This window comes from Paenibacillus paeoniae (assembly GCF_003388735.1).
Lineage (GTDB): Bacteria > Bacillota > Bacilli > Paenibacillales > Paenibacillaceae > Pristimantibacillus > Pristimantibacillus paeoniae.
Genome location: NZ_QUBQ01000002.1, coordinates 886,031 through 901,890, shown reverse-complemented (window position 1 = coordinate 901,890; position 15,860 = coordinate 886,031). Strand labels below are relative to the sequence as shown.

Sequence of the window (15,860 nt, the reverse complement as noted above, 5' to 3'; positions counted from 1 at the left end):
GTCTGTAGAAATGTCTTATACCCCTATAAACTCCTCTTTAATCATGCTTTGAAGCATGTGTACGGAAGATTCAGCCGCGTATTCTCGGTGTCGAAGCTGCAGAAGGCCGATTGGAATACGCGGCAAATCCAGCTTTACTTCAATTCGCTTGACTTCAGGAATCAAAGGAGTAGACTCCAGCACGAGGCCGATAGCGAGCGTTTGTTTGAGGAAATAGGGGATGGTTGGAATTCGATTAACGATATGGTGCAGAAGGGGCTCCCCCTTGAACCGGGATAGATATTTGGAGAATTGAAGATGATACAGGCAAGTGCTCCCCCCTGTAGCAATCGGATACGCCAAGATGTCCTCAAAAGAGACCAGGCTTCTTTGGCACAACGGGTGATTGTGATCCGCGATGAGAACGGTATGCTCATGATAAAAAGGCTCGAAGTAGAAGGCCGTATGATCAGAGGGTTCTCCGCAGATGGCAAAATCCAGCTCGTCATTCAGAAGTGACTTGGCCAAGGAGTCGGTATTACCTGTGACGATCTGGCAAGCCATGCGTGGCTTTTGCTGCTGGAATCGGCGTACAGAATCAGCAATCACGGTCTCCATTACAGATTCAATTCCTCCCGCGCGCACAAGCCCGACTTCATCGTGTTGAAGTGCTCGTGCTAGCCCAGCAACATCGTTCCAATGCCGAATCAGGTTATCCACCTGCGACGCGAATAACCGCCCGGCACTTGTCAGTTGTACATCCCATCGTCTGTCAAACAACTGCACGCCCAGCTCCTTCTCTAACCGCTGAATCTGATTCGTTACCGTCGATTGGGCATAGTTTAATTTTTCTGCTGCTCGAGAGAAAGTTCCTTCCTGAACAATGGTTTGAAAGGCGGTCAGTTCTTTTAAATCCATTTACATCACCTCAATCGAATAATTTGATTAAGTTCATCATCTTATTCCATTATACAGATGGAGAATGGAGAGGTACAATGAGACCAACACAAGCAAGGAGTGGTTCTGATGCCTTTCATTCGAGTCAGCTATATGGAACAGCAGTATGAATCCCGTCAGTTGGAGCAGATTAGTCAAACTATCATGGAGGCCTTGATTCAACATTTTCATGTGCCGGAGGATGATTTGTTCCAAGTCTTTCATGCTCACAAACGAGAGGAATTCTTCTACAACAGAAACTATTTGAATATAGAGCGGAGCAACGGTTTGTTGTTCATTCAAATCACTTGCAAGTCCGGTCGAACAGTCGAACAAAAGAGGAGTCTCTACGACACGTTAGCAACAAAGCTGTCAACGGCTGTTCCGATGAGAAAAGAAGATGTGTTTATTGTGCTACTCGAGACGGAATTCGAGGATTGGTCGTTCGGGAATGGAGTCGCCCAGATGCTTCAGAGAAGGGAAGGGAGAGAAGTAAGCGATGGAGCATCGGAAGATTGAATCTAACGCAAGGAAAGCGTATGGAGATTTCGCTTCGGCATTCGTCCGCTATTCGGAAGAGATGTTATTCGGGGACGTGTGGCGAAGAGAGGAACTCTCTCTGCGAGATCGCAGTCTGATTACCGTGGCGGCTTTGGTCGCGGGGGGCATGACTGAGCAACTTCCGTATCACCTTCGTTTAGCTGAGGAAAATGGACTGAAACCAGAAGAAATGGTGGAAGCCATCACGCACTTGGCATTTTACACGGGGTGGCCGCGTGCAGCCTCTGCGATATCGGTTGCAAAGAGCGTCTTTGAATAAAGAATAGTTGGGTTCAAAAGCATTCTATACACCTACAGATGAATGAGATATAGTAACAATCGTATCATCCACAACAAACCGTCAGGGAATGTAAGTTTCCTTGACGGTTTGTTTTGCTGTAGGGGACTCCCTATGTCTCTTAAGAGGCCGAAGTTTTGAAAGCTATCAAAAAATAACAATCGTAGGTATAAATCCACGCAAAGTAAGCATATTCGGCATTTCATATGTAAAGGAAACTATTTAATAAAGGAGTTGCTCTGCATATGGGATGCAAGAGTTCTTCATCCTCACTGTATTGTTGCCCCGACAGGAAGTATGTGCAAGACAAAGTGTGCAACCCCTGGAATGGAAGCGGCGCAGCGGCAAACGATGTAGTCGTTTATTCCAATAACATCAATCGCAATATTGTCGGAACAGGATATCTTCAGTATAATACCGGACCCGCTAATATCACTCTCGAAATTCTCGATAGCGCAGGCACGGCTTTGGAAACGTTTATTCTTTCTCCCGGACAGAGTACTTCTTTTACGAGTCGCCGTTTCACGTCTATACAGGTTGCTATTCCGGCTACGGCCGGAGATTACCAGGGAGAGTTTTGCATCACGACTCGGTACCCCGTCGCTTAGTTTTTATATCTGACTAAAATGTTAGGGAGTGGATTTTAAGATGGCATGCAACTGTTCAAGCGGATCATTGACATGTTGTAAGGATCAGGAATATGTGCAAGACAAGGTGTGTATGCCTTGGGCGGGGGAGGTCCCCACTGGTGCGGCGGCAGTCGTTACGGTTAGCGTGTATACCAATAATTTCGGTCAGAATTTGGTTGCCACCGGGTATTTGCAATATGATTCTGGCCCGGAACCCATTACGGTTCAAGCGATCGGAGCAAATAATACTGTTATTGGCACTCCCATAACGCTTACACCGGGCACGAGCACTTCATTTACCTTCCGTAGATTTAATGAATTGCAAGTCATACTCCCCGTGGCTGCTGCTGGCGAAGGACCCTTTGCAGGCGAGTTCTGCGCGACGGTCCGTTATCCGCTTGCTTAACGGCTTAGCCTTGCTACGCTTAAAACGCAATAGGGGCACGCTTTCGCCTAAGCGGCATCTTCCGTTATTTTTGAACGGCTTAGCATGATCGGCCCCTTTTGTGAGCTCTAAGCTTGAAAAATGAGGTAATCAAATATTTTCCTTCAATTTGGTCAGAAGGGTTGTTTGGCGCTGATACTTGAATCGAGCTGACATTACGTGCGGTCAAGGTTCCGGTATTGCCGGGGTGGACCTGCATGCTGGATTTATTCTGTCCCGTTACGACGACCTCCATATACCCGGAACTTGATCGCTCATTATAAACTGACACTTGCGTAAGCGCCGCCTGAACAAGGGGGGCGCTTTTCCATATTTGCTGCGGGACATACTGGTTTTCCTGAAACAAGAGATTGCCGCAGCATTCCTTTTCGAGTAATCGACTTGACGGAGCAGCTTGCTCAATAGGCGGGTCGACTGGAGGGAGTGTCCAAGCCGGGGGATCGAAAGGGTGCTGGCGGCAGGGTACCTTTTTGGTGCAGCGGCGCCTTGGCGTTTTTTTTACGGGTACAAACATAGGCCAATGGGAAGTCTGGTTTCTTTTTCTGCGTCTGGCAGATATGCGAGATCTCCTCGACTCCAGCAGGGATAATAAAATGATGAGATAAACAAGGTTTTTTTTTGGAGAGCGCCCGAATTGTTTCAAGCCTATTCACTTCCTTTCCTGCCCGATTTGCAGTATCCCTGACTATATTAGATGTTTGGATGGGGTAATTGGTTATTCGTTTAAAGGATAATGGTCATAATTGTGTCATCCGCCTATTCTATTAAATTACGGCTGAAGGAGGTCAATGGCATAAGCAACATGTCAAGTTTCAACATGTAATGATAATGGCTGTCCATGTGACTTGAAAGAAGGAGGGTCGCATATGAAATCATGCGGGTGCAAGACGGGCTGCAGCTCTGGATGCGGTCCGGGCTGTGAATATGGTGTCGAGGGGATTGCGGATGGGACCAGTAAAAGACATAACAATTGTTGCCCTTTATATTGCGATGGAACGGACGAAAAGGTTTGTCCGACCGGCCCGACGGGTCCGACAGGAGCAACGGGAGCAACAGGTGAGACAGGTGCAACGGGACCGACGGGTCCAACGGGAGTAACAGGAGCGACAGGTGCAACCGGCCCCACGGGTCCGACAGGTGCAACCGGCCCTACGGGTCCAACAGGAGCAACAGGAGCAACGGGAGCAACGGGAGCAACAGGCCCAACAGGCCCGACAGGTGCAACCGGTGCAACGGGCCCGACAGGTCCGACAGGTGCAACCGGTGCAACGGGCCCGACAGGTCCGACAGGTGCAACCGGTGCAACTGGCCCCACGGGTCCGACAGGTGCAACCGGCCCTACGGGTCCGACAGGTTCGACCGGTGCCACAGGAGCAACAGGCCCCACTGGCCCGACGGGTCCAACCGGTGCAACCGGCGCCACAGGAGCAACAGGCCCCACTGGCCCGACGGGTCCAACCGGTGCAACCGGCGCCACAGGAGCAACAGGTGCAACAGGACCGACAGGTCCGAGTGGTGCAACCGGCCCAACAGGCCCGACAGGAGCAACAGGCCCCACTGGCCCGACGGGAGCAACCGGGGCCACAGGAGCAACGGGCCCGACAGGTCCAACCGGAGCAACAGGTGCAACGGGAGCGACCGGCCCGACAGGTCCGACCGGTGCCACAGGAGCAACAGGCCCCACTGGCCCGACAGGAGCAACCGGTGCAACGGGAGCAACCGGCCCCACTGGCCCGACGGGTCCAACCGGCGCCACAGGCGCAACAGGACCGACAGGTCCGAGTGGTGCAACGGGAGCAACCGGGCCGACGGGCCCAACAGGCCCGACAGGTGCAACGGGAGCAACCGGCCCAACAGGCCCGACAGGTGCAACGGGAGCAACAGGCCCCACTGGCCCGACAGGTCCAACAGGAGCAACCGGCCCCACTGGCCCGACAGGAGCAACCGGTGCAACGGGAGCAACAGGTCCCACTGGCCCGACGGGAGCAACCGGGGCCACAGGAGCAACCGGCCCGACAGGTCCAACCGGTGCAACGGGTCCCACAGGTCCCACCGGCGAAACAGGAGCAACCGGACCTAATTTTGCCACGACGGGTTTTTCGGCGCTAATTACGAGCCTGACTGTGAACAACACTACGGTGTTAAATAATTGGTCTGTAGCAAGTCCATACTATGGAAATGCAAGCTTTAACCCAGTTACCGGCATATTTACCGTTCCGAATACGGGAAGATATTCTATTAAAGCTACGATTAACTATGCAACAACAGCCACTATTAATGTGCAGTTGGGAGCAGGGATTTTTCCGTCCTTCCGTATAAGACGAACCGCTCCGGGCCCTGTCATTACGGATGTTCTTAACGGAGCGTTGTCTATAGTGGATGTAACCTTATTGATTTTGACACTTAGAGTTATTCTTGCTTCCGGAGATGTTGCGCTTGCTGGCGATCTCGCATTGAACGCTGGCGATCAGATTACTTTAGTGTATGTTACCGGCGGTCTCACCTTGAATTTGAACTTGGGTGGTCCTTCAGGTCTAGGTATTGTATGGTCTATCCACCAAATCGCCTGAATGGCTCACGAATGCTCCGAGCATATGATTCACTGCTTGTCGAGACGATACGCTGATTCTTGCCTGCTGGCAAACATACATTCCCTGCGCTTTCTTTAAGCGGTCAGGGATATTTTTTTTCAGTCTCCTCACAATGTTGCATGCATTCAATTTGAGAAGCTCCGCTTCATTACAAAGATACGCTAACAGGCTATGGGCAAGCGACCTATCATGGTCTTTTTTGTTTTCTGTTAAAGCCTTCCGTTGTAATTGATAATAGTTATCAATTATAATTTACTAGGATGGAGAAGGTGAAACCAGCGATGAAAACAGGAGGATTGCCTGAGATGCTTATCAGCAGAAGGGCTGCAAAATGTCGAATACCGTAAAGGGACTGAAATTGGCAGCAGGATCTTCTTTTTAACGTTTCGGATGAATTTTCTCACACGCTGGAGATCTGAGAAGACGTGACTGATGTAAGGATAGGGGCTGTGACAGGTTAAGAGCAGAGGCCTGCTGCGGCCCTCTTTGAGCATATGAAAGTTGGATTAAAGGAGGTTATGCATGTTGAACGTGGGAGAACCGCAGCTGAATGCGGGACAATGGATTGCCCAATGGGAGTCGACTGCACCACTAACGGGTAAATGGATGACTGTGGGCGCTATTCATCATATGCCCAGTCCCACATTGGTCTTAATTACCGATGGTCAAGCGATCTGGAATATAAATGGGCAACATGTTCATGTGGCACCTGGACATTTAATCGCGATGGAGAGGGATTTGGTTATCGAAGTAGTAGAAGGGGGAGATTTGGATTTAGCGGGCTGGCAAATTCAGTTTCATACTTATACGTTATTTCATAAAGAAGGAGGAGGCCAGAGCTTCGAATGGCGTGTACCCGATGGAAATATGGTTATGAAAATCGGGCTGACAGGCGGTTTCTTATCCAGCATCAGTGATCGGTTGAATGAAGAATGGCTTGAGGATAGCAGCGGCAGGATGGTTGAAAACCAGCATTTTCTCTATGGATTATTAAATCAATTATATCAAAAGCAACCTAGCGAGCAGCAAACGATCGAAAAAGGTATGATGCGTTCAATCGCTTATATGCAAGAGCATTACGATAGGGTGATTACCCGCAAACAATTGGCCCAAATCGCGGGAATCAGCCAGTGGCATTACTCTCGAAAGTTTAATGAGCGATACGGCAAGCCGCCCTTGGATTATTTGGCTAACTATAGGATTTATCGCGCACAGGAGGAACTGCTGCTAACCTCAGCGAGAACGCAAGAAATCGCGAAAAAAGCAGGTTTTGAAGACGCTCCTTATTTCAGTCGTCGTTTCAAACAATTGGCGGGCGTATCGCCGAGAAATTACGCTCGAACGTTGAGCGAGCGCAGACTGATCTCTCTTTCACCACTTTGCGCTGAAGTGTTGATCGGACTCGGCGTCATTCCACATGCTGTAGTTGTAACGCCCTTGCTATTAGCTGATCATCAACGACAGCTCTTTCATGAACATCGTATTAAGCTGCTGGAAGTTCCGCAATATGTCATTCATTTCGAATGCATGGAGCAAGAACAGCCTGAATTAATTATTGGGCATTTTGTAACGGAAGCCATGAAGAAGAAGCTGCGCACAATCGCACCGGTTATAACGGGATTATCCCGGGATATCGAAGTTCTGCTGAATCAACTTGCGACTTTATTTAATAAAGAAGAACAAGCAGCCATGCTCCAAGCTCAAGTCGGTCATGAATTGGATACGGCACGGGATCAGCTAAAAGCTTTGGCGGATTCCTCTGCTACCGTCATGGTGTTGCGAGTAGAGCCTTTCGGGTACCGGTACTTAGGCGGGAACTCAAGCGGCATGTCTCAATTGCTTTATAAAAAGTTGAACTTGTCGCTTCCAGTGCCCTTGCAGACGGGGGAGGCGTGGTTTAACCCTTGTCCCATCGAGTTGCTGGAGAGGGCCAATCCCGATTATTTATTCATAGAAAAACGCGTGATGGAACATTTTAACTCAGACGACTATATGGATAAACTGTTAGAGAGTCATCACTGGAAAAAGTTAAAGGCGGTACATCATGATCGAGTTTTCTACATGGATACGCGCCTTTGGGTGGATGGCTGCGGAGTCATCGGGCATACGAAGATGCTAGGCCAAGTGATTAGCAGCTTACTAGGACGTCAGAATGAGTGAGCACAATAATGCAATCGAATATGCACCATCCGCTATGGAACGTTGTCCTCTTATTTGATAGTATTTGATAATGATAATTATTTTCAATAAGAGGAGAGAAAGCAAGATGGTTAAACGATTGATTATTTTATTGGGGACGGTAGTGCTGGCTGTTATCCTTGCGGCTTGTTCCAGCTCATCGAATACGAAAGAGGGAACTTCGGCGATAGAGGGGGATAAAGGGAGCAGTGCAACAAAAGTGGTGACAGATCTATTTGGAGAGGTGACCATTCCTGCGGAACCTAAAAACCTGTTCGTAACAAGCTCCACCTATGCGGAGTATTTAATCGAGATGGGAATTAAGCCAAAGTATGTTCTGGTCGTGCCTGAGCTTGAACCTGCCTACCGAGCATCGTATTTTGAGGAAAACGGCGTTGAAATGATTCCGACTGCGCAGTATATCTACAATTTTGAGCAAATCCTCAGTTTGGCGCCAGACATGATAATTGTGCCGGGAGGAGGCTTGGAAGCCACAGCGTATGAAGGGTTGTCCAAAACCGCGCCGACTGTTGCCTTGAAAGGAAGCAATGCCATGCACAGCGAGATGCATGAGTTGGCTATCCTTTTCGATAAAAAGGAAGAGGCTAATAAGATATTGGCTGCATTTGACGAAAAGGCGAAAGCGGCAAAAGAGAAAATAGCCGAAGCCATCGGGGACAAATCCGTGCTTGTGCTAAGAGTAGAGCCGGAACGTTACCGTTACTTAGGGCCAAAAGCGGATGACGAAATCAGCAGATTCTTCTACGAAACGCTTGGACTGAAGAGTCCCGAAATTTTCAAAGATTCGACAGATTGGTTCACACCGTTCTCACTCGAGATCTTGCCGGATATTAAGGCGGACTATATTTTCCTGGAGAAAAGAGCGATGGAGAACTATGACAGCACCGATTCCTTGAAGCAATTGGAAGGGAATTCGTTGTGGAGAAATATGGCCGCGGTTAAAAACAAGCATGTATTCCCGCTGAATACGAATGATTATGTTCAAGCGAAAGGTCCAATTGGAACCAGCCTGCTCATTGACTACATTGTAGAAAAGTTGGTGTCTTAAATGGAGGCGAACGAAAGGGATATCTATGATGTCACCATCATTGGCGGAGGACCTGCCGGGATGTATGCCGCGTTCTATAGCGGAATGAGAGCGATGCGAACCAAATTAATCGAGGCGAAAGAGGAGCTAGGGGGATTCATGCGTACCTATCCTGAAAAGATGATTTGGGATGTTGGCGCAGTGGGGCCGGTTCGTTGCGAGAAGATGATTGAGATATTGGAGGAGCAAGCGAGAACATTCGATCCTACCATTGTACTGGGTCAGGAGATGGCTCATGTCAATCGCCAGGAGGATGGCATCTTCGAATTGACATCCAAAACGGGCGAGCGCCACTACACGCGCACGATTCTTTTATGCGCAGGCAGAGGCATGACGCAAGTTCAGAAGCTGGATATTGAAGGCGCGAATCGGTACGAATTGACGAACCTTCATTATACGATTACGAGTTTGGCGAGATTCAAGGATAAGCGCGTCCTGATTTCCGGCGGAGGAGATTCTGCGGTAGATTGGGCCAACGAAATTGCGAAGTTAGCGAAACAAGTTATCGTCGTTCATAGGCGTAATGAATTTTCGGCACACGAGCAGCCTGTCGAGCAAATGAAAGCAACCGCTACAATTATGACTCCTTATCGAATCTTCCGTCTGCACGGCGCTGGGGATCAGCTTGAAAGCATCACGCTGGAACATGCAGAGACCGGTGAGCTTGTACGTATCGAAGCTGACGAAGTGGTCGTGAATCATGGATTTGATCGTGATTTTGGCGCTTTGCTGAACTGGGGATTAGCCAAGGAAGACTATGGGCTGACGGTTGATCAGCGAATGCGGACCAACATTTCTGGTATTTTCGGAGCGGGAGATTTCATCACTTATGGCAGTAAAGTACGATTGATCGCTGGCGCATTCAACGATGCGGTGTTGGCCGTGAACAGCGCGAAGCTCTATCTGGACCCGGCTGCTTCGGATATGGCCGGCGTGTCTTCTCATAATGAACGGTTTAATGAAAAGAACAAAAAGATTACACAAGAGCAAATGAAATAGATTGGCTCTGCCACACACTGAAAGTCCGCTCCTTATTGAACTGCACCTCCAATTTTCAATCTAAAGGAGCAGTTCATAAGGAGCGGCTTTTGTTGTTGTACGGTTAACCAACACCATCGCTCTCCAGCAAGTCATAGAAGTTATCGCGGTCTTCATTATCGAATTTGCCCAACGTCTTCACCTTGATTACTTCATGTCCGCCATTCATGTCCAGTTCCTCGCCATGCTTATTAAAGAGCGCAATCAATTGGCCATCCGAGTTCATCTCCATATACCCGTAACAAGGTTCCTCAAGCGGTTTGCCGAAAAAGAGCACAAATTTGATCTTGTCCACTCGGTGCATCTTCATTCTCCTTTTGAATAAAGTCATATCTAATGCAAATTTTACGTGAAACCATGTGGATTGGAAAATGCGGTATGGCTCCTTATACGGGCATATACATGCTCCTCTCGAAGAAAAAGAGGGGCTCCTCCCGCATTGTCGCATATTTGCAAAAAATCTCTTGACGGGATGAGATTTGGGCATTATGATAGCGTGCCGGTCAATTGAGCGTGGATAATCCATTAAAATACTCTTATTTCCTATTGTTTTACTGGGGAATATAGAGTATTTTTTATTTGAGATACTCTGCTCCTTTCAAGGGTTATGAGTCGGCGATAAGGCAAAGGGAGAGTGCGGAATGAACATAAGAATAAGGCATAAGCTGGTACTGTTTGTACTGATCGGTGTTCTGTTCACGAGCAGCATTAGCCTTTTATACGTGCAAAAGACGCATAAGCTGTATGAGCAGCTTGTCTATGAGCAAACAAGCGAGAAGCTGTACTTATATGCCGAACGGATCGAGGATAAGCTGGCAGCGATTGACCGAATGACGCAAGCGATCGCAAGCGATATTGACATTCAGCAAGAGCTGGAGAAGATCAAGAAAGGCACGAATAGCAGTGAAACCTATTATGCGATTAAGGCCATCGAAGAGAAGCTGTTCTCGTATCGGATCTTTAATTATACGATTCGCTCTGTGGCGATTATCGATTATTGGGGCAATGACTATTGGCTCGGCACTACGAAGGATGCGGCTGCGCCAGCCTATATTAAGCAATTTATTGATATGGCGACTGAGAAGGAGGGCGGAAGTCTGTGGAAGGGCGGGGAACGCGACTCCAAAATTTTCACTTCTTTAAGGGAGATTAGAGGGCTCAAAAGCATGGATTTCCCTAGACTAGGGACGTTCATTGTTCGAGTAAATGCTGATGATTTGATAGATTCCATCGGCTCTAATCCGCCTTCTTCAAGCTCCAACAATTCATTGATTATCTATGAAGATCATGTGCCCATCTACTGGAATGATGAGCAATGGAAGCAGGAAATGATGCCAAGCTCGCTAATTCAGAATGAACGGTCAGGTCAACGCTATGAGATGCTGACATTGGATCATCATAAGTATTTGACCACCTTATCGACGATGAGCTTCACAGGCTGGACCTTAGTGAATCTAGTACCCTATGAATCCTTATTCCAGAAAGCCATTCTGATGAAAAATGTATTGCTGCTTCTCTATACGTTCATTTTGGTATCGCTTATATGGATCGGCTTTATTTTTGCCAGAAGCATTACGCGTCCGCTTGAGAAGCTGGCTAACCGGATGAGCAAAGTGGAGCAAGGAGATTTTGTTATCCATCGTGAACTGCCAGCGAAAAATATGGATGAAATCGGCTGGTTGACGAACAACTTCGATAAGATGACAGCTTCATTGGACCGGCTGATTAAGGATAACTATATTAAGCAAATTCATATCAAGGAGTCTCAATATGAGGCGCTCAAGGCCAAGCTTAATCCTCATTTTCTCTACAACACACTGGATTCGATTAATTGGCTGGCTCGGCGCAACAGGCAGGAGCGCATCTCCAGCATGGTCAAAGCGCTGGGCGATATGCTGAGAAGCACAACTAGCAAGAAGGAAATGGTCATGCTCCAGGAAGAAATTCAGCATGTGGACAATTATTTGCTGATTCAGAAATACCGTTTTGAAGAACGGTTGCACTGTGAGATTAATATCCCCGATGAGCTTACGAGCTGCTATATTCCAACGATGATTCTGCAGCCGATTGTGGAGAATGCCATTAAGTACGGCATGGATGAGCGGACAGGAGAATGCCATATTACGCTTAGTGGAGAACGCTTCGGAGAGCAGCTCGATATATGGATCGCAGATCAAGGCCCGGGGATGGACACGCATTACTTGGAGCAAGACTCTGGAGACGGGATTGGTCTCAGAAGCATTCATGAACGGCTTCAATTGCTCTATGGCGAGCCGTATGGCATTGCCATATTGGAAGGCATCGATCAAGGAACGATTATCCGAATTCGAATTCCTGTTTTATTAAAGGGGGAAGATCATCATGAGTAGCTATCGGGTATTAATTGTGGACGATGAACGAATGGCGAGAGAGGGGATTGCGGAAGCGATTAACTGGACTTCTCTTGGCATGATATTAGCCGGAACTGCTGTTAATGGGCAGCAAGCTTTGGAGATGCTTCAAGAGCTTCAGCCTGATGTGGTTATTACGGATATTAAGATGCCGATTATGAATGGACTTCAATTGATCGAGCAGGGGTTACAGCTTTACCCCCATACCGTGTTTATTGTGTTGTCCGGATTTGGTGAATTCGAGTTGGCTACGCAGGCGATGCGCTTTGGGGTACGCCGATATTTGCTCAAGCCAAGCGACGAAAATGAGATTACAGAGGCGCTGCAGTGGTCCAAGCAAGAGGTAGACGCTGCCCGCAGCCATTATAAGCATCAAACACAGCCCGTCAAAGCAACAAAAGCAGCACAAGCAGATCAACAAGCCATCATTTCTTCTTCCGTACCTAGTGATTTGCTGCAGGCCATTGTTCAAGCGGATGAAGCTCAATTAATAAAGGTATCGAGAAGCTGGATCGAGCAATTGCTGAGCGAAGGCGTGCCAATGAGTGCCATCCAGGTAAATAGTAACGATGTTCTGGCCTATATCTGCCATCAGTTGAATGCAGAATATAGCGTCCGCATCGCACATACGGATGTAGAAGGACAGGACCTGCAAGCGTTCCAGCAGGAACTCGGCAGGCTGTATGCAAGCTATCATTTCCGCAAAGTGGATAAAAAAGCGATGCTCGTTCTCAAAATAAAACAGTTAACCGTAGAGCATATTCAGAATAGGCAGCTTTCCTTGCAGTGGCTTGCCCAGCATTATTTGTTCCTGAACTCCGAGTATTTGGGGAAGCTGTTTCGTCAGGATACAGGAGAGAAGTATACCCAGTTTCTGACCTCTGTGCGGATGAAAAAGGCAAAGGAGCTGCTGCGTTCATATCCTGCATTAAAGATCTATGAAGTCGCGGATCAATGCGGCTTTGACCAAGATCCGCAGTACTTCTCCAATGTATTTAAAAAGTTTTCCGGATGTACTCCTAATGATTATCGCAAACAGCAATGTGGCGAGGACTAGTTCGGTTTTTTACAATAAAAAGCTCGGTTTTTTTATCTTTTATTAGGAATGGAATGCGATTACTATAAAACAAAGTAAACCAATGAGGTTTATAAGAAAGGCGTTGTTCATGGTGACATACTCTGATCCTTCTGATCGCTTTATACGAAATGAACGGGAAGCAAGCATTGCAGCGAGAGCAGATCGTTTAGCGGCGATATTTGCAGAGCGGGCTCCTAAGCATGATCTTGAAGGAGCATTTCCCTTCGAGAATTTCGATGATTTAAGAGATTCCGGCTATCTGGCTCTTACCGTACCGAGGGCATATGGAGGAGAGGAAGCATCCATCTATGAACTCGTTCTATCTCAAGAACGTCTGGCTAGAGGAGACGGCTCCACAGCACTGGCGATCGGCTGGCATATTGGTTTATTGAAGCAGCTTCATCTATCGGGCGCTTGTCCGGAGGAGTTGTTCCGCGAGCTATGCCGCGAAGTTGTACAGGATGGACTTATTCTGAATGAATTGGCAAGCGAGCGGGCAACAGGCAGCCCATCTCGCGGCGGAAAGCCTCAGACGAAAGCGGAAAAGGTGGACGGAGGCTGGTTGATTTCAGGCCAGAAATCGTTCTGTACATTAAGTCCGATTCTGAGGAAGTTTATTATTTCTGCAACGATGACAGATAGCGATACGGTGGGCTCTTTTCTCATCGAAGCGGGAGAAGGGGTTCAGATTCTGGAGACATGGAACACGCTTGGCATGCGTTCTACCGGCAGTCATGACATCGTCATGGACGGGGTATTTGTCCCGGATCGGCATCTGATTCGCGGCGGAGCCAATAGCCAGTTGCGCAAACCGGTGCCAACGGATGGGAATATGCTTCATATTCCGGCTTGTTATCTGGGGATTGCGCATGGCGCCCGGGATTTCGCGATTGCCTTCGCAGCCAAGCATAAGCCTAATTCGTTGCAAGTTCCTATCGCGGAGCTTCCTCATATTCAGCGGCAAATCGGCGAGATGGAGCTTGATCTCATTACGGCAAGAACTTACCTGTACCATACGGCGGAGCGCTGGGATAAGGAAGTAGAGCATCGAGCGGAGTTGAAAACTGAGCTGGGGGTTGCGAAGTATATTGCGACGAATGCAGCCGTGCGTATCGTAGATCAAGCTATGAGAATTGTAGGAGGGTTAAGCCTGTCGCGGTCTTTTCCGCTTGAGCGCATGTATCGCGATGTTCGGGCTGGGCTTCATAATCCGCCAATGGACGATGTGGTCATTACGAATTTGGCTAATCGTGCATTAGGGAGATAAGCGTTATAGGTGCAAATAAACAGCTTAAAGTCAGGGGAGATAGGGATGAAAAGAAGAACAAAACTATCCATTATAGCGGTATTGCTTGCTTCATTGGTGATGACCGCTTGCGGCAAAGAAAGCACGCCGTCTAATAGCGATAACGGCAAGGGCGATGTGGTCAAAATTGAATTTTTCCAGCAGCAGGGTGAAGAAGCGATTCAGAGCGCCTATCGCGAGGTTATTGCCGACTTCTCCAAGGAATATCCCAATATTGTGATCGATATGAATACCGTGCCGGATCCCGTTAAAGTGTTAACCGCTCGCTTTGCGACGAACGATATTCCGCCCCTCTTCACGGATTTTCCGACGCAGCTTCAGTTCAAGGAAAAAGTGAAAAACGGATTTATCGAAAACCTGAGCGATCAACCATTCATTAAAAACGTTAATCAAAAATATTTGGATATGACACCGGCAGATGACGGCGGCTACTATTCTCTGCCCTATGCTCGCAACTACATGGCCGTCTACTATAATGTCGATCTATTTGAGCAAAACAGTGTAGAAATTCCAACAACCTATGCCGAGTTTATTGAGGCGAGTAAAGTGTTCCAAAGCAAGGGCATTACGCCGCTGTACCTTCCGCTGAAGGATGTAGGCCATATTTTCCAAGCGACGAACATTGCCTTTGCGCCTGGCGGCGTTGAAGAGATGGCCAAAGTAGCCAAAGGCGAAGGGCAAATTGAAGGCAACACGGTGTTTCTGGAGTTTGCGAAAAAGCTGAGAGAGCTAACGGAGTATGCCAACAAGGATGCATTTGGCGTGAGCGCTCAGATGATGCAAGAAGCATTCGCGAATGGACAAGCTGCCATGATTATTTCCGGCTCCTACGGCCGCGGCAATATTAAGCTGGCTAATCCTAATTTGAAGTTCGGCGCATTCCCGCTGCCGAATGATACAGCAGATACGACAACAGCTCTGTCGGGCGTTAATGCTTCTCTATCCATCTCTGCGAAAGCTAAGCCTGAGGAGAAGGAAGCTGCGCTTACGTTCCTGAAGTATTTGGCCCGCCCAGAGGTGGCTCAGAAGTGGTCGGATCTATCCGGTGAACCGTCGATCATTAATGGTACAACCTATGAGGATAAGTATCTGCAGCCGCTGCTGGATTTTATCGATAATGGCAATGTCCATGACTGGATGTCTTCTACGCTTCCAAGCGCCATCGTCACTGAATTGTATGGTACGACTCAAGGTTATCTGATCAATAACGAGACACCTGAGCAGTATTTGAAAAACATAGATGAGACGATCAAGCTTAACGCAGTTAAGTAAATTCAATAGCATGAATCTGAACGGCAATTTGAGTCCATCAAGTTGTCGTTCAGCTTTGTCCCCCGTTCAAGG

General features: G+C 48.1%; 15 protein-coding genes. 12 read left to right on the top strand and 3 right to left on the bottom strand.

Features of this window, described 5'->3' with window-relative positions; translation table 11 throughout:
- Positions 1–15: 15 nt before the first annotated feature.
- Entirely contained in the window at positions 16–897 is an 882-nt protein-coding gene (locus tag DX130_RS16220) for a LysR family transcriptional regulator (RefSeq protein WP_116047101.1), read from the bottom strand.
- A 108-nt stretch (positions 898–1,005) separates the two neighbouring features.
- Between DX130_RS16220 and DX130_RS16215 the strand changes: the two genes are divergently transcribed.
- The 4 genes from DX130_RS16215 (at position 1,006) to DX130_RS16200 (ending at position 2,788) form a co-directional block, all read left to right on the top strand.
- Entirely contained in the window at positions 1,006–1,434 is a 429-nt protein-coding gene (locus DX130_RS16215) for a tautomerase family protein (protein WP_116047099.1), read from the top strand.
- Positions 1,415–1,735, top strand: coding sequence for a carboxymuconolactone decarboxylase family protein (locus DX130_RS16210; protein WP_116047097.1), 321 nt, complete (start codon positions 1,415–1,417; stop codon positions 1,733–1,735). Before DX130_RS16215 ends, DX130_RS16210 begins: the two co-directional genes overlap by 20 nt.
- A gap of 263 nt (positions 1,736–1,998) precedes the next feature.
- A complete protein-coding gene (locus DX130_RS16205) occupies positions 1,999–2,361 on the top strand; it encodes a DUF3992 domain-containing protein (protein WP_116047096.1) in 363 nt (120 codons plus the stop codon).
- Between the two features lie 40 nt (positions 2,362–2,401).
- A complete protein-coding gene (locus DX130_RS16200) occupies positions 2,402–2,788 on the top strand; it encodes a DUF3992 domain-containing protein (protein WP_116047094.1) in 387 nt (128 codons plus the stop codon).
- A gap of 79 nt (positions 2,789–2,867) precedes the next feature.
- Here DX130_RS16200 and DX130_RS27465 read toward each other — a convergent pair whose 3' ends face one another.
- Positions 2,868–3,341 carry an S-Ena type endospore appendage gene (locus DX130_RS27465; protein ID WP_420818531.1) on the bottom strand — a complete coding sequence of 158 codons (474 nt, stop codon included), beginning with the start codon at positions 3,339–3,341 and terminating at the stop codon, positions 2,868–2,870.
- Between the two features lie 352 nt (positions 3,342–3,693).
- Between DX130_RS27465 and DX130_RS16195 the strand changes: the two genes are divergently transcribed.
- From DX130_RS16195 to DX130_RS16180, 4 genes are all read left to right on the top strand, one after another.
- The gene (locus DX130_RS16195; RefSeq protein WP_133297938.1) at positions 3,694–5,397 is read left to right on the top strand and encodes a collagen-like triple helix repeat-containing protein; all 1,704 of its coding nucleotides are present in this window, start codon (positions 3,694–3,696) and stop codon (positions 5,395–5,397) included.
- 543 nt (positions 5,398–5,940) lie between these two features.
- Positions 5,941–7,578 (top strand): helix-turn-helix domain-containing protein, encoded by a 1,638-nt coding sequence (locus tag DX130_RS16190; RefSeq protein ID WP_116047092.1) that lies wholly within the window; start codon positions 5,941–5,943, stop codon positions 7,576–7,578.
- Positions 7,579–7,684: 106 nt separating this feature from the next.
- Positions 7,685–8,665 carry an ABC transporter substrate-binding protein gene (locus DX130_RS16185; protein ID WP_116047091.1) on the top strand — a complete coding sequence of 327 codons (981 nt, stop codon included), beginning with the start codon at positions 7,685–7,687 and terminating at the stop codon, positions 8,663–8,665.
- Positions 8,666–9,703, top strand: coding sequence for an NAD(P)/FAD-dependent oxidoreductase (locus DX130_RS16180; RefSeq protein ID WP_116047089.1), 1,038 nt, complete (start codon positions 8,666–8,668; stop codon positions 9,701–9,703).
- Between the two features lie 103 nt (positions 9,704–9,806).
- On the opposite strand, the gene DX130_RS16175 is transcribed toward DX130_RS16180, so the two are convergent.
- Positions 9,807–10,046, bottom strand: a complete 240-nt coding sequence (locus DX130_RS16175) for a hypothetical protein (RefSeq protein WP_116047087.1) — start codon at positions 10,044–10,046, stop codon at positions 9,807–9,809.
- Positions 10,047–10,383: 337 nt separating this feature from the next.
- Between DX130_RS16175 and DX130_RS16170 the strand changes: the two genes are divergently transcribed.
- From DX130_RS16170 to DX130_RS16155, 4 genes are all read left to right on the top strand, one after another.
- Positions 10,384–12,111 carry a sensor histidine kinase gene (locus tag DX130_RS16170; RefSeq protein WP_116047086.1) on the top strand — a complete coding sequence of 576 codons (1,728 nt, stop codon included), beginning with the start codon at positions 10,384–10,386 and terminating at the stop codon, positions 12,109–12,111.
- Positions 12,104–13,189 carry a response regulator transcription factor gene (locus tag DX130_RS16165; RefSeq protein WP_116047084.1) on the top strand — a complete coding sequence of 362 codons (1,086 nt, stop codon included), beginning with the start codon at positions 12,104–12,106 and terminating at the stop codon, positions 13,187–13,189. The genes DX130_RS16170 and DX130_RS16165 overlap by 8 nt, the downstream gene beginning before the upstream one ends.
- 109 nt (positions 13,190–13,298) lie before the next feature.
- Complete coding sequence (locus DX130_RS16160) at positions 13,299–14,477, top strand: acyl-CoA dehydrogenase family protein (RefSeq protein WP_116047082.1); 1,179 nt, start codon at positions 13,299–13,301, stop codon at positions 14,475–14,477.
- Between the two features lie 45 nt (positions 14,478–14,522).
- The gene (locus DX130_RS16155) at positions 14,523–15,788 is read left to right on the top strand and encodes an ABC transporter substrate-binding protein (RefSeq protein WP_116047080.1); all 1,266 of its coding nucleotides are present in this window, start codon (positions 14,523–14,525) and stop codon (positions 15,786–15,788) included.
- Positions 15,789–15,860 lie beyond the last annotated feature (72 nt).